This is a genomic window from Candidatus Stoquefichus sp. SB1 (assembly GCF_001244545.1).
In the GTDB taxonomy this organism is placed as follows: domain Bacteria; phylum Bacillota_I; class Bacilli_A; order Erysipelotrichales; family Coprobacillaceae; genus Stoquefichus.
In genome coordinates this window covers 518,836-533,381 of the sequence record NZ_LN852694.1, presented here as the reverse complement: position 1 = coordinate 533,381, position 14,546 = coordinate 518,836, and the positions used below count along the sequence as shown (strand labels likewise).

12 protein-coding genes, 1 riboswitch and 1 other annotated feature are annotated in these 14,546 nt (G+C 32.2%); of the genes, 1 reads left to right on the top strand and 11 read right to left on the bottom strand.

The window, feature by feature from the left end:
- Positions 1 to 208 precede the first annotated feature (208 nt).
- The 10 genes from BN1865_RS06375 to BN1865_RS06330 all read right to left on the bottom strand — a co-directional run bounded on the left by BN1865_RS06375 (position 209) and on the right by BN1865_RS06330 (position 9,315).
- Positions 209 to 1,600 carry a D-2-hydroxyacid dehydrogenase gene (locus BN1865_RS06375; protein ID WP_082189933.1) on the bottom strand — a complete coding sequence of 464 codons (1,392 nt, stop codon included), beginning with the start codon at positions 1,598 to 1,600 and terminating at the stop codon, positions 209 to 211.
- Positions 1,587 to 3,053, bottom strand: a complete 1,467-nt coding sequence (locus tag BN1865_RS06370) for a metallophosphoesterase family protein (protein ID WP_050636413.1) — start codon at positions 3,051 to 3,053, stop codon at positions 1,587 to 1,589. The genes BN1865_RS06375 and BN1865_RS06370 overlap by 14 nt, the downstream gene beginning before the upstream one ends.
- A 99-nt stretch (positions 3,054 to 3,152) precedes the next feature.
- Positions 3,153 to 4,538 (bottom strand): asparagine--tRNA ligase, encoded by a 1,386-nt coding sequence (gene asnS / locus BN1865_RS06365; protein WP_050636412.1) that lies wholly within the window; start codon positions 4,536 to 4,538, stop codon positions 3,153 to 3,155.
- Between the two features lie 39 nt (positions 4,539 to 4,577).
- Positions 4,578 to 4,789 (bottom strand) — a binding site (T-box leader).
- A 47-nt stretch (positions 4,790 to 4,836) separates the two neighbouring features.
- Positions 4,837 to 5,484: a redox-sensing transcriptional repressor Rex gene (locus BN1865_RS06360; RefSeq protein ID WP_050636411.1), complete on the bottom strand. Its 648-nt coding sequence runs from the start codon at positions 5,482 to 5,484 to the stop codon at positions 4,837 to 4,839.
- Positions 5,471 to 6,484, bottom strand: coding sequence for a tRNA (adenosine(37)-N6)-threonylcarbamoyltransferase complex transferase subunit TsaD (gene tsaD / locus BN1865_RS06355; protein WP_050636410.1), 1,014 nt, complete (start codon positions 6,482 to 6,484; stop codon positions 5,471 to 5,473). The genes BN1865_RS06360 and tsaD overlap by 14 nt, the downstream gene beginning before the upstream one ends.
- On the bottom strand, positions 6,481 to 6,930 hold the full coding sequence (gene rimI, locus BN1865_RS06350; protein ID WP_050636409.1) for a ribosomal protein S18-alanine N-acetyltransferase: 450 nt from the start codon (positions 6,928 to 6,930) through the stop codon (positions 6,481 to 6,483). The genes tsaD and rimI overlap by 4 nt, the downstream gene beginning before the upstream one ends.
- Positions 6,921 to 7,526 carry a tRNA (adenosine(37)-N6)-threonylcarbamoyltransferase complex dimerization subunit type 1 TsaB gene (gene tsaB / locus BN1865_RS06345; protein WP_050636408.1) on the bottom strand — a complete coding sequence of 202 codons (606 nt, stop codon included), beginning with the start codon at positions 7,524 to 7,526 and terminating at the stop codon, positions 6,921 to 6,923. Before tsaB ends, rimI begins: the two co-directional genes overlap by 10 nt.
- Complete coding sequence (gene tsaE, locus BN1865_RS06340; RefSeq protein ID WP_050636407.1) at positions 7,523 to 7,966, bottom strand: tRNA (adenosine(37)-N6)-threonylcarbamoyltransferase complex ATPase subunit type 1 TsaE; 444 nt, start codon at positions 7,964 to 7,966, stop codon at positions 7,523 to 7,525. The genes tsaB and tsaE overlap by 4 nt, the downstream gene beginning before the upstream one ends.
- Before the next feature lie 12 nt (positions 7,967 to 7,978).
- Positions 7,979 to 8,515 carry a DUF402 domain-containing protein gene (locus tag BN1865_RS06335; RefSeq protein ID WP_050636406.1) on the bottom strand — a complete coding sequence of 179 codons (537 nt, stop codon included), beginning with the start codon at positions 8,513 to 8,515 and terminating at the stop codon, positions 7,979 to 7,981.
- A gap of 248 nt (positions 8,516 to 8,763) precedes the next feature.
- Complete coding sequence (locus BN1865_RS06330) at positions 8,764 to 9,315, bottom strand: energy-coupled thiamine transporter ThiT (protein WP_050636405.1); 552 nt, start codon at positions 9,313 to 9,315, stop codon at positions 8,764 to 8,766.
- A gap of 70 nt (positions 9,316 to 9,385) precedes the next feature.
- Positions 9,386 to 9,485, bottom strand: a riboswitch (TPP riboswitch).
- Between the two features lie 193 nt (positions 9,486 to 9,678).
- Between BN1865_RS06330 and BN1865_RS06325 the strand changes: the two genes are divergently transcribed.
- The gene (locus BN1865_RS06325; RefSeq protein ID WP_050636404.1) at positions 9,679 to 10,869 is read left to right on the top strand and encodes an acetate/propionate family kinase; all 1,191 of its coding nucleotides are present in this window, start codon (positions 9,679 to 9,681) and stop codon (positions 10,867 to 10,869) included.
- A 46-nt stretch (positions 10,870 to 10,915) separates the two neighbouring features.
- On the opposite strand, the gene BN1865_RS06320 is transcribed toward BN1865_RS06325, so the two are convergent.
- Positions 10,916 to 14,524 (bottom strand): SpaA isopeptide-forming pilin-related protein, encoded by a 3,609-nt coding sequence (locus BN1865_RS06320; RefSeq protein WP_050636762.1) that lies wholly within the window; start codon positions 14,522 to 14,524, stop codon positions 10,916 to 10,918.
- Positions 14,525 to 14,546: the final 22 nt, after the last annotated feature.

The following is a 14,546-nucleotide window of genomic DNA, read 5'->3' as shown; positions in this document are numbered from 1 at the left end:
GCTTCGTCCTCGTTTCTAGTCCACAGGCGTTAATTCCGATCAAAAGACCGTACATTCTTTGCTACTAATGTAGACTCCTCCTTCTTTTTGATATAGCATATATGATAATATTATTGTATACAAAATACAACTCTTTTCATCATAAAACAGAAGATTTCTTTTTTGAAATCTTCTGTAACCGTAAACATTGTTTTCATGTATATACTATCTATCCATTTACAATATTTCTATCTTCACCTTTTATAAAAGCCACAATATTTTTATAAACTTCATCTACACATCTTTGTCTTGCTTCCACTGATCCCCAAGCAATATGAGGAGTTAAAATGACTTTATCCATATCTTGAATAGAATAGATAATATCATCCTCTAATAAAGGTTCATGTTCAAAAACATCTAAACCAACACCAGCTAAATGTCCTTCATTTAAAACCTTAACAAGGGCTTTTTCTTCAACAATACCACCACGCCCAACATTAATTAAATAAGCATCCTTTTTCATTTTTCTTAATGCTTCCTCATTAAATAAATATTTTGTCTGAAGATTAAAAGGGGCATGAATCGTAATAATATCTGATGTTTTTAATAATGTTTCAAAATCAACTTGTTGATAATCAGATGTTGTATTTCTTCCACTTGTTGAATAATATTGCACTTTGGCACCCATTGCCGTCGCAATCAAGGCCACTTTTCGACCAATATCACCTAAACCAACAATTCCCCAAGTCATTGATGAAATATCGTGAAAAACATCATCAAAATAACTAAAACGACCACTCATTGCATATTCTTTTGATTTCACATAACTATCATATTTCGCATTTTTTTCAACCAGATGAAGCAACAACGCTAATGTATGCTGTGCCACTGTATCTGTTGAATATCCTTTGACATTAGCGACTTTGATATGATGTTCACGACAATAATCTAAATCAACATTATTTGTCCCCGTTGCAAATAAACAAATTAATTTCAATTGCGTTAAACCCGATAAGACATCTGCATTCATTTGATTTTTATTCGTAATCACAATATCTGCATCTAAAATACGTTCTCTGATTTCTTCTTGTTTTGTCTCTTCATACATTGTTACGTGCCCTAATGTTTCAATCTGTGATAAATCTATATCTTTACCAACAGAAGCACTTTGTAATACGACAATTTTTAATTCTTCCTGATGTAATAATTGCATAATATCATCCTTTCTTATTGTCTGTAACATATAACCCAAATGAATAGCTTCATTTAAATCAAGAATATTAGTATCCAAGGCCATTCCACACATAGTCTGATTGACAATCTGAAAATTCAATATTTTTTGTAACATAGCAATTCCCAATGCTTTAGAAGTCATTTCTTTCTTCTCTTCTATACTTGCTAAAATATGTTCTTTAAAATCAGCTTCTTTTTGTGAACACGCTTGTATACATGATTCAATCGTTTCATGATTTAGAATCTCCGCTCTTAAAGTATCATTATATAATAAAGGTAACACAACATCATATAATTCCATTGGAACAGGTTTTTGATATCCTTTTGTAAAATTATAGATCAGAGCAATTCCTAAATTTTCATCTTTCATTTTATCAACAATCTTCATTTTCATCATCCTTCCTAAATAAATAAACCTCTACACGCTGTCTTTCTGCTTTCGCTTTATCATCATAGAAAATCATACATGTCTTCATTTTCTTTTCTAATGTATTATATTTCACAACATTATAAGATATATAACGACTTTGACTTTCTTTTAATCCCCCAGTCGCACTTCCCGCACCAATATAATAACGCTCCTGTTGATTTCTAAAAAAAGGCAAATGCTTATGACCATGAAATATATATTGTATATGTCTTTGCTTTATCCAATCAATTAGTAAGGGTGCATCAGCCAAAACTTTAGAGGTTTCTACAATTCGATTAATAAATGTTTTTTCATGCCATTTTGTTTTAATAAATTGAGCTTTAGAAATAGGATAAACATGATGATGAAGCATTAAGATCATTGTATAATCCTCAATATGATCAATAGCCTCTAACTCATCATCAATTTCATTGAGTTGCCTTTGACCAACTTTTCCTCTTGCCAAATTTCCTTCACTGGTTGTATCCATTTTAATCAATATGAGTTTTTCTTTTTCTAAAACCTTTATACTCTCACCCAACAAATAAGCAATCACTTTACTCTTTTGATTACGTGCCATATTAAAACCATGAACAATCACATCATGATTTCCTAATATAAATGTTACATTTGCCTTATAACGTTTTTTTAAATTATTCATAAAATCATTAGCCAAATACATATTTTTACGATTAGGAGATTCCATCAAATCACCTGTAATCAATATCTTTAATTGTTCATGAGAATGCAATAAAGGTACAATAGCATCTAGAGAATTATATAATTGTATTAACCCTCTCTGACGTTTATTCTTACCTAAATGCAAATCACTTAATTGAATAAAATATGAATCATTTTGATAATCATTATATGTATCAAAAAGATCATCTCCCAAATCAATATGCTTTAATAAAGTTTCCCAATCCTGTTTATGATGAATAGGTGTAAAAACTTGATTATCTTGATTAAAAATAAGCACTCCTGGCCATAAATCCGCATGATTCATAGCACAGAAAAACGCTGGAAACGGATCAAAAAAAGATAAATCCTTACGTTGAAATGCTTCTTTTACACTATAGATATAGATATCTTTATACTGTTTTTCATTGATATCTAAACAAGAATCTTCTAAAAAACCAGGCAAATAAAGAATATGTGTAGCATCATGATATTGCATAGATAATTCTTTTAACATAGTTGAAAAAGGAATGTGTAATATATGATCAATATCTTCTGCTTTTGTACGTTTTGAAAATAATTGAAAATCCTCTTTTGTCAACTGATCTAATAAAAAACAAGGAATTGAGCGATTCCTAAGCCATTGACAAAATTGTTTTGTGTACTCATATGAAGACATAAGATCTCTCATATAAGCTGATTCATTTTGATAAATGATATTAAAAAAAGTATTTATGAAATCAATGTCTTTCACTATGTTTTCACCTCGAAACTATTATACTACAAAAAAACAAGATTGAATATATCTATCATAATGGAATTTTGAAAACAAAGAAAAAGAGCATGACTGCTCTTAAAATTTTAAATTTCTAGGCGTTCTTGGGAAAGGTTCCACATCTCTGATATTCTGCATACCAGTTAAATACATTAAGAAGCGATCAAATCCTAACCCAAATCCAGCATGTTTACAGCCACCATATCTTCTTAAATCCATATACCACTGTAATCCATCCTTAGCCATTTCTTTTTCATCCATCATTTTTTCTAAGACATCATATCTCTCTTCACGTTGACTACCACCTACTAATTCACCAATTCCAGGAACTAATAAATCACAAGCTGCAACTGTTTTACCATCATCATTTAAACGCATATAGAAAGCTTTAATTTCTTTAGGGTAATCGGTTAAGAAAACAGGTCCACCAATGACTTTTTCACAGATATAGCGTTCATGTTCACTATTTAAATCCATTCCCCATTCAACTTTATTTTCAAATTTAACATCAGCTTTTTCTAAAATTTCAATTGCTTTTGTATAAGTCATGCGTTGGAAATCACTGTTTTTAACATCAGTAATACGACGAATACAATCTTTATCAATCATTTGTTCAAAGAATTTCATTTCTTCTGGAGCATTGTCTAAAACATAATCAATACAGTATTTAACCATATCTTCAATTAAATCCATATCATCCTCTAAATCAGCAAAAGCAATTTCAGGTTCAATCATCCAAAATTCACTAGCATGACGTGAAGTATTTGAATTTTCAGCACGAAATGCTGGACCAAAAGTATAAACATCTCTAAATGCCATACAGAAAGCTTCAACATGCAATTGACCAGTAACTGTTAAGAAAGCTTCTTTACCAAAGAAATCTTTATCAAAATCTGTGTTATCAATTGTTGTTGCTCTAAACATTTCTCCAGCCCCTTCACCATCATTACCAGTAATAATTGGTGTATGAACATAGACAAATCCTTGTGATTGAAAGAATTCATGGATTGCCATTGATAAAACACTTCGCAATCTAAAAATAGCATAAAAAGTATTTGCACGTGGTCTCAAATGGGGAATTTCACGCATATATTCAAAAGAATGTCTTTTCTTTTGAAGTGGAAAATCATCATCACAAGCACCTTCTACAACAACCTGTGTTGCTTCAATTTCAAATGGCTGTTTCGCATCAGGTGTTAACTTAAACTTTCCTAATACACGAATTGCACTTCCTGTACTAATATGTTTCACTTCATCATAATTAGTTAATGCCTCAGCTAAATAAACAACCTGACAATTTCTAAAATATGTCCCATCATTTAAAGCTAAAAATCCTACTTTTCCATTATCTCTATTTGTACGTACCCAGCCATCTAATTCAACATATTCAAGACTTTCTGTCTCAAATTCTGCACCAGACATAACCATCTCATAGAGTTCTCTTACAGTCATAAATTCAAACATTCTTATTCCTCCTTCTCCAATAAAAAAAGCCATTCCTATCAAAGGAACGACTGATATCGCGGTACCATCCTTATTCATAATCAAAGATTATGCACTCTTAGACTCTAACGCAGTCTTACGGGATAGTCTACTTTATTTTCTCCTACCCAGTTCATTGAGTGTTCCATATTTTAGATATTTCTCTTGCTTACACCATCCAAGAGTCGCTTTCAAATATCATTAAAAATACGTTCTCAAATCATTACTTGTAACATTATTATTAACACTTTTTCTTTATTATTTCAATACTTTTCTTATCTTATTCATCATTTGCATGCATTTTTAAGACCAATTCCTGAATTGCAACGACAACATCAACAGTTTGCACGGCAACATCACTATGTACTGTAAAATGTGTATGTGTAAAATCAACAATTCCCTTGACTCCTAATGCCATCAAACGATCGACTGTTTCTTGAACATGATCACTAATAGCCAAAATAGCAATTTTACAGCCTTGTGGAAAAGTATCTTCTAAATCATCAATATGTAAAAGCTTTACACCAAAACGCTCTCCCACTTTATTTTGATCTTGATCATAACCACAAACAATTTTACCAACTGTATACTGCCAACGATTATACTTTAAAATTGCACTTCCTAAATTTCCAACACCAATTAGAATAATGGGTTCATCTAAACCTAATCCAAGAACATTATTTAAAATATTAATAATATCTTTTGTATCGTAACCAATTCCTCTTTTACCTAAAGATTCTTTACTTGTTAAAAAACCAAAATCCCTACGAATAGTTGTATCAAGAATACCTGTTGCTTCAGCCAATTCACTTGATAAAAAATTGTCTTTTCCTTCATGTTGCATATTTCTCAATGCTTTTAAATAAATAGGAAAACGAGACATTGTTGCTTTAGAAATTTTTTGATGCTTTTTTTCAATATGACTCATCAACACTTTCCTCCTCTAAATCATATGATGGCTTGACACTCAAGTCAAGTGCTGAAAACTTTTGATGCTCATACATAATCCGAGCTGCTGAGGCAATCATTGCGGCATTATCAGTACAATAGGCCATTGGTGGAAATAAGACTTTAATCGGACTTTCATCCATTAATTTTTTTCTCAATCCTCGATTGGCACTAACTCCGCCAGCAACAATAATTTCTTTGACCTGATAATCTTTTGCCGCTTTTATTGTTTTAGACACCATAACATCCAAAGCAACTTCCTGAAATGAACATGCTAAATCAACAGGAACAATATCTTCACCACGCTGTGAAGCATTATGACACAAATTAATCACTGCTGATTTTAAACCACTAAAAGAAAAATTATAGGATTCATCATTTAATGGCAATGGCAAAGGATAACGATGTTTTCCTTCAAGCGCCATCTTATCGATCACTGGCCCACCAGGATATGGCAAATGAAGAACACGCCCAACTTTGTCATAAGCCTCGCCTATTGCATCATCTAAAGTTTGTCCAATCACCTCAAAAGAAAACTCATGTTTCATATAAACCAGTTCACTATGGCCTCCACTAACGACTAAACAAAGGCAAGGATAAGCAATATCCTCTACTAATTCATTCGCATAAATATGTCCAGCAATATGGTGTACTCCTATCAATGGCTTATGATAAGCCAAAGCTAAAGTCTTTGCCGCCTGCATCCCAACATGCAAAGAGCCCACAAGTCCTGGACCTTTCGTTACTGCAATAGCATCAATATCATGCATATCAACATTTGCCTCATTCAAAGCCGTTTTTAAAACTGTTGATACACATTCCACATGCATACGACTCGCAATTTCAGGTACGACTCCACCAAATAAACGATGGGTATCAATTTGTGATGCAACAACATTACATAAAAGTTCCCGTTTATCTTTTAATATTGCTATTGACATTTCATCACAGCTTGACTCTATCGCAAGAATTAAACTCATTTTTGTCCCTCCAATCCTTTAACCATTAAATAGGCATCTTCATGATTATCCTGATAATAACCTTTACGAATAGCTTTTGTTTCAAAACCTAAACTTTCATATAATGAAATTGCTTTTTGATTAGATATTCTAACCTCTAAACTCATTGTTTCACAACCTTGCTGTGATGCTAAAGCAATCATTTCCTGCATAAGAATACGTCCTAAACCCTGATGCTGATATTTTGGCACAATCCCAATGGTTGTAATTTGTGATTGTTCATACATCAGCCACACACCAACATAACCAACAATTTCATTATCAATTTCCAAAACATAATTAAATGAAAATTGATTTTCTAATATTTCATACATAAAATCTGAGCGACTCCATGCTGAAGTAAACAAAAGCTGTTCTAATTCAACAATTTGATCCAAATCATCCAAATCCATTGCTCTTATAAGCATATTTTCTTAGCCTCTACATCTTTTAAATAATAAGGCACCAATGCATCCACATTTTCCACTGGCTCTATCATTTTTGACAAATCATACATATTTTGAGCTAAATTAACAGTTGTCATAGGATAATGAACAACTTCACTTTGCCCAACCACACAATAATATGGATAATTTTCTATAAAGTGTGAAAAATCATCAATTGGCATTAATTGTTCAGACGTTATAGCCTGACCTTGATCATATACACATACAAACACTTTTTGACTTCTCGCATCAATAACTGATACACATTTTTGCAGACCTGCATAGGCAGCCAATGATGAAACAACTTTTATTTTTACAGGAGCGACAACGCTCAATGTCTTTGCAATCGTCATAGCGACTCTTACCCCTGTATAAGATCCAGGTCCACGTGTTATAATCATTTCTTCAACATCCAATAATTCCAAATGATGTTTTTCTAGTAATGATGCTAAATAAGGAATGGCATTTTCAGATTGCCTTTTTGAACCCATCTCCTGTTTCACTTCTAAACACTGATCATCTTGATACAAAGCAACCATTAAATATTGATTTGATGTATCCATTATTAAACGAATCATATTGCCAACTCCTTTATGAGATTTTCATATTTTAAGCCACATGCTTTCAAAAAGAAAGAACGTGTTTCATCATCATTTTTAACAATTTTAATCTCTAATCTTTCTGTAGGAATAATATCTTGAATATAAATCGGCCATTCAATCACACAAACCCCTTCATCTTCAAACATTTCCTCAAATCCCAATTCTTCATTTTGTCCTTCTAAACGATAGGCATCAAAATGATATAATGGAAGACGGCCCTGATAAACTTTCACAATTGTAAAAGTTGGTGAATTAATGACCTTGGAAATTCCTAATCCTTTACCAATTCCTTTTGTAAAAGTTGTCTTTCCAGCCCCCAATTCTCCTTCTAATGTCAATACTGCTCCAGGAAACAAAAGATTCGCCAATCTTTCTCCAAAATCAATCATATCCTGTTCACTATGAAACGTTATCATGCCCTTTCCTCCTTACTTTTTTGATATATACTGCTGATAAACACCATACCAATGTTCAGCAAAACCTGGTCTAAATGGTCCAGACATATTCATCGCCATCTCTATGAGAATATCTAACTGCTGATTTAATATTTGATCTAATTTTTCGCCATAATGCATTTGTGCTTTATGTTGACGATATTCTTCTTCATCCAATATTTTATATTTATAATCAGGGAAAACTTTTAAATCCAAATCATAATCTATGTACTTTAAGGCATCACCATCAAACAATGTTGGAGATGCAATATTACAATAAAAATGAACACCATTTTTACGAATCATACAAATAACATTATACCACTGATTCTTAGGAAAATAACAGATAGCTGGCTCTCTTGTATACCATCTTCGACCATCTGATTCTGTCACTAAAGTCCGATTATTAATGACAATATAATGCTGACTTGTTTCTTCTAAAACAAATCCCTTTTTCCAGCAGCGATGAATACTCCCATCATGCTTATAACAATGAATAAGCACATCATGTCCTACTAATGCTTTATTCATAAACATACCTCTTTCTATAACATAGTTATTATACACAAAATCATATCATTTTGAAAGGTTTATTATTCGAAAACAAAAGAGAAACCTATTTCCTCTTAACCTTTTATAAAATGATAAATGTCATCTATTATAGGCTTATTTGAACAAAATATCTGCCTAATGAGAATTTAAATAATCCCCAATCTCTCTTCAATTTCAATTATCAGGCTAGAATAGCACTTAAAAACTGAGCATCGTCTGCTCAGTTTTTAACGAAATACATTTTTTAATCGAGAATATAAGATAGGAACAACTATCATACATAATATTAAAGTTGTGACATTATAAGGCAAGTTGTAAATAGAAGAATAAATCATTGGATTCATTCCTTCAGGTGCATATTCAGCAAACAAAAATGCCCCACTTGCAAAATGACACAAATATTTTAAAAACATTGCAACAATAATTCCCCAATAAATAGGAACCTCTTTAAAATGAGTGGACTTTATCAAAGGAGCGATACCACAAACAGCTAAAGGTAAGACATAGTCTAACAAAACTGACCATGGACCCCAATAACTTGCAATTGCTAAAACAAATTGCAAAATAGCAACGCCAATTCCACAAATAACGCCATAACCAGCCCCTAGTAAATAAGCACATAAAAAGATTGCAATAACATCTATAGAAATAAATGCACCACCTTGAGGCATCTCAGGAATAATCTTGTTAACATATCCTAAGATAATTGTAATAGCCATAAACATAGCTAATTGAACCATTGTTTTGACATTCAAGTCAACTTTAAATAATTTTTTCATTTTCTCCTCCACATTTTATATTGGAGCCATACAAATAAAAAAGCTTTCTCACACATGCGCAAGAAAGCAAAAATAACGTTATTTGCACTCTCTACGCTGGCATTACCCAGTTCAGATGATAAGGGATGAGGCTAAAACCTCTCTCAGCAAAAGCACCCCTGGCTCAACGACTATTATAATCCTTTTTCTATAAATTTCAAGATTTTCTATCAATTGATAAAGATAGTCATTTTTTTCATCCTTAAAATAATAGATATATTCATCAAAATGATATATCGATATGTTATATTTTTCACGTATTTTTTCCTAGTTTTTTTTATTTTTAATGCTATAATAAAGGAGAATTAAGGGAGGACGAAATAAATGTCAAAAGTTATTGCTGTGAACGCTGGTAGTTCATCATTAAAATTTCAATTATTTGAAATGGATAATGAAGATGTTATTACTTCTGGAGTGATTGAAAGAATTGGTATGGAAGATGCTATTTTCACAATTAAATATAATGGTGAAAAAGATGTCCGTACTTTAGCGATTCCAACACATAAAGAAGCTGTTCATTTGTTATTAGATACATTAATGGAAAAACAAATTGTTTCTTCATTAGATGAAATTAAGGGTGTTGGTCATCGTGTCGTTCAAGGTGGATCTTATTTTAAAGAATCAGCTATTATTGATGATGATGTTGTCAATAAAATTGATGAATTAAAATCATTAGCACCATTACATAATCCTGCACATTTAACAGGATATTATGCTTTTAAAGAAGCGATTCCAACTGCTGGTGCAGTAGCTGTATTCGATACTGCTTTTCATCAGACATTAGAACCTAAATGTTATATTTATCCAATTCCATATAAATTCTATACTGAAAACAAAGTTAGAAAATATGGTGCTCATGGGACATCACATTTTTATGTTTCTCAAAGAGTTATTGATAAGTTAGGGCATCCTGAACATTCTAAAATTATTGTTGCTCATCTTGGTGCTGGTGGTTCTTTAACAGCTGTTAAAGATGGAAAATCTATTAATACATCAATGGGATTTACACCATTAGCAGGAATTATGATGGGAACACGTAGTGGAGACCTAGATCCTTCAATCATCGATTATCTTATTGAACAAGTTGGTATGGATATGAAAGATGTTATTCATATGTTAAATAAAGAATCTGGATTATTAGGTGTGTCAGGTGTTTCTAGTGATTTTAGAGATGTTATGAATGCGGCTAATGAAGGAAATGAAAGAGCAAAACTTGCTATGGATATTTTCTTTAGAAGAGTTATTGCATATATTGGACGTTATTTTATAGCTTTAGGTGGTTGTGATGCGATTGCTTTCACTGCTGGTATTGGAGAAAATTCTGCATTTGCAAGAAAAGAAATTCTTTCATTAGTTAGTGAAGCATTAGGTATTGTGATTGATGATGATGCAAACGAAAATGGTGAAGGTGAACGTTTAATTACGAAACCAGAATCTAAAATTAAAGTTTATGTTATCCCAACAAATGAAGAATTAGTCATTGCAAGAGATACAAAACGTTTATTAAACTTATAATCAAAAGTCCTACAGACAAATAACTGTAGGACTTTTTGGTTATTCTTTATTTATCACGTTGTCTTTTCTTTACAATCTGTAAACAGATAAATGAACCAATAATAATAACAATATAAGGCATGATAATCGTCAAATCCTGTGTAACGACTGGTTCATCACCTAAAACAGTAATTGGCATTTTCTCATTTATAAAACGAATACTTTGCTCATCTTCTTGATCTTGAATAGTAAATTCTTGATCTTTTGCAATGGTATAACCTATAGGAGCTACTGTTTCATGCAAAATATAAAGACGATCAACGACTAAACCTTCAATAACATGTCCCTCCTGAGTACTATCCCATTCATCAATAATCTTTTTTGTTTGTGAATCAATAATTTGTAAATGTGCCCCTTCAATATGTTCCAAACTGACTGAATCCACTTTATGAACAACAGTCTTTGTTTTTTGATTATAGAAATCATATGTATGTTGTATCACCTTTTCCTGTGATTGAGTATACTTGGCATCAACATAATAATGAACTGGTTTTGAAATATACCCATCTGGTTGTCTTGTTTCTTTAATAAGATAAAGAGAATGAGGATCACCAACAATTTCGGTTGATTCTTCAATTGGCATAGTTGCATATTCAGGCGTTAAATCCAATGGCAGATCACTATTAAAGAGAACTTTACCTGTTTGTGATGATATCACTTTTTCTAATACTGTTCCTGCTTTCACAATTACTTCACCATTCACATTATAAATATCTCGATTAGCAATTAATGAAAACTCTGCTCCAAAAACCATTTCATTTGTCTTAGCATCTTTTTTAGCAACTTCAATTTGGACTTTCTGTCGTTCATTTTGAATCGCTTGATGTTGATAGATAATTGCTGTTTCTTGATTGTCGTATGTTAATGAAAAAGCTTTTCTTTCAGTATCTAAAACATAGCCATATGGTGCTTCTACTTCTAAACATTCATATTCTCCTAAAGGAAGTTCTTTAGAAGTGATTCGACCTTTTTCTTTTGTAACTAAAGTCTCAACAAGTTCTCCTTTTTGATATAGAACCTTGCCATTATGACTAGGATCCATAATATCCTCTTTTGCATAAATTTCAAATTTTGCATTTGCTAATCCCTGTTGCTCATAAATAAATTTTCCATCACGATAATCAGTTAATACTTCTCCTGTTTTTTCAATTGTGACACGTCCTTTGACAGCTTTATCACCCATTTTTACCACTGTAATAGGAGTCAGCTTATCATCAGCAATATCATAATGATCTTGAGAAATTTGGAAAACAACTGGTGTTGGATTGATGACATAACCCTCTGGTGCTTTCACTTCTTCTAATTGATAATTTCCGGCTTTTAACTTCGTATTTAAAGTTACACTTCCATCATCATGTGTTGTCCATTGATTAACAACAATATTTGGGAAAGCACTCCAATCAATATAAGAAACATATTCATTTGTATCTAAATTCTTGAGTTTAAATGTTGTTCCAGCAAGTTGAATTATCTCTCCTGAATTTTGATCAACCTTAATCACCTTTAATAATGATTCAAAAGGAACATTATTCACAGTAACCTTTTTCAAACGATATCCTACTTCATATAAAGATGAATCCTTTTCTACAGAAACAAGAAAATCACTCGCTCCATAATACCCTTGAGGTGTCTTTGTTTCTTTCACACGATATGTTCCATATGGCAACAGTGATGTAGTTAAATAACCATTTGCATCTGTTGTCCCAACAAAATAGCGTTTAGCTTTTTCAAATCCAACCTGCTCATACTCACTATTTAAAACAAATGTAAATTCTGCCCCTGGTAAGCCTTTGACAACACCATTACTTCCTTCTTTCGTTCCTTCCTTAAAGATTTGAATACGTTGACTCGCAATTTTATTCACTCCAGAAGCCAGCACATGAACCTGAGGTGTATTCATTCCAGCATAGAGAACATCAACATCTATTTCCTCTGGATTTAAAACTAATGATTGATTTGTTTTCAGTTCTTTTAAGTAATAATGACCTAATGGTAACTGATCCCATTTGATAACGCCTTTATCATCAGTTACCTTCTGAGAAACAAGTTGATCTTTTGTATAATAAGTCACTGTTTTCGCAGTATTTTGAATTGTTTCTCGTGCATATAATCCATATTCAATTTGAGATAAAAAAACGTCACCTAAGTGACCATCCGTTATTTGACTATCTATTTTCTTTTGAAATTGAATCGATCCTGTTGCTTCTAAATTAATCATCGTAGAGGATGCACTCACAACTGAAGTTGTTTGATCGACATATTTAAGTGAAACTTTCAAACGTTCTTGATTCAATAAATAACCATCCGGTGCCTTTGTTTCTATAATATAATAATTTCCTAAAGGTAACTGTTTAGAAGTAGCAAGTCCCAATTCATCAGAAACTACATGATCTACGATTGTTCCATCTTTCAATAAAAGTTTTCCACCAGCTGAATAAATATCACCATCACTGACAATATCAAATTCTGCATTTTTAATCTTATCTTGATGGTCATTTGTTTTGGTAATCTTAATTTCACCTGTTGGTTCTTTATCTGTCACAGTTTGCGAAACAGTATCTCCTGCTTGAAGAGTAATCGTGTAAATCGTATCATCTTTTAAAAAGCCATCGGGTGCATTGACTTCTTGTAAATAATAAATTCCTGTTGTTAAATCATTGACAGTGATTCGCCCATTCTTAACTGTTATTTGCTGATCATAATCTGCTTGATTCCACAATCTAAAAACGGCCCCATCAATAAGCTGTTGATAAACATCTGTCTTAGTAATTTCTAAAGAAGCTAATTGTAACCATTCAACTGACATGGAAGTTGTCTGATGAGGTTGAGTGATATATTCACCTCGACCAACATTTTGTAAACTAGATGAACTGGCAGTAGAAACAATTGGTAAGAAATCATATGAACTGGTTTTTTCGCCAGAAAAAAAGACATCAAGTTTTTCATTTAATGGTGCTTCTAAATGAAATTTTGTCTGTCCTTTAATCGTCACATTTCCACCTTTTTGACGTTGATTATGTGTTTCATCAACATAAGTCATTTGATCTGGTAATGAAAGTGTAACACCAAATAGTGAACTTTCACTTTGTAACGTCATTGTTTTTGTTCTTTGAATTTGACCTTCTCGATAAGCCTGAACATGCTCATCTGAAAAACGAACAGAAAAGTCAGGAACTGTTAAATTCTTAATATAATCCATAAAATCTGCAATCGTTTTTGGTGATGAATTATCACCATAGTAATAATAACTTAAAGCCAGTGATGTCACAACAATACCATGACTTTCACTCTTAAATCCACTCCATTGTTTTGGCCCTTTCCAACCATAATAAAGGACTTTTTGAATATCTGTGTTTTCATAAATTTTTGATGTAACTTTTGTGCCAGTAGCCGGTGTTGTTTTGGGATGCTGCAAACAAAATGCCTGCTGACCTCCCACACTAAAATTACCAACTATAGTGTTTCCATATGTTGTTTTTCCATTATAAACAATACTTTCATTCTTTGGATAAGTCGAAGCTGGCTGACTACTTTCTGCATGAATCTGTGATACATGTGTCAAAACTGTTGACACAATAACAAATAAAACCATAATGACATTTAAAATTTTCTTCATTGTTTTTTCCCCTTTCTTTGTC

Bases quoted from the DNA above. Each gene is read 5' to 3' on its own strand.
- BN1865_RS06375 (WP_082189933.1), bottom strand. From the start codon at position 1,600: ATGAAGATTGTTGATAAAATGAAAGATGAAAATTTAGGAATTGCTCTG.
- asnS (WP_050636412.1), bottom strand. From the start codon at position 4,538: ATGTTTGAATTTATGACTGTAAGAGAACTCTATGAGATGGTTATGTCT.
- BN1865_RS06360 (WP_050636411.1), bottom strand. From the start codon at position 5,484: ATGAGTCATATTGAAAAAAAGCATCAAAAAATTTCTAAAGCAACAATG.
- tsaD (WP_050636410.1), bottom strand. From the start codon at position 6,484: ATGAGTTTAATTCTTGCGATAGAGTCAAGCTGTGATGAAATGTCAATA.
- rimI (WP_050636409.1), bottom strand. From the start codon at position 6,930: ATGCTTATAAGAGCAATGGATTTGGATGATTTGGATCAAATTGTTGAA.
- tsaB (WP_050636408.1), bottom strand. From the start codon at position 7,526: ATGATTCGTTTAATAATGGATACATCAAATCAATATTTAATGGTTGCT.
- tsaE (WP_050636407.1), bottom strand. From the start codon at position 7,966: ATGATAACGTTTCATAGTGAACAGGATATGATTGATTTTGGAGAAAGA.
- BN1865_RS06335 (WP_050636406.1), bottom strand. From the start codon at position 8,515: ATGAATAAAGCATTAGTAGGACATGATGTGCTTATTCATTGTTATAAG.
- BN1865_RS06330 (WP_050636405.1), bottom strand. From the start codon at position 9,315: ATGAAAAAATTATTTAAAGTTGACTTGAATGTCAAAACAATGGTTCAA.
- BN1865_RS06325 (WP_050636404.1), top strand. From the start codon at position 9,679: ATGTCAAAAGTTATTGCTGTGAACGCTGGTAGTTCATCATTAAAATTT.
- BN1865_RS06320 (WP_050636762.1), bottom strand. From the start codon at position 14,524: ATGAAGAAAATTTTAAATGTCATTATGGTTTTATTTGTTATTGTGTCA.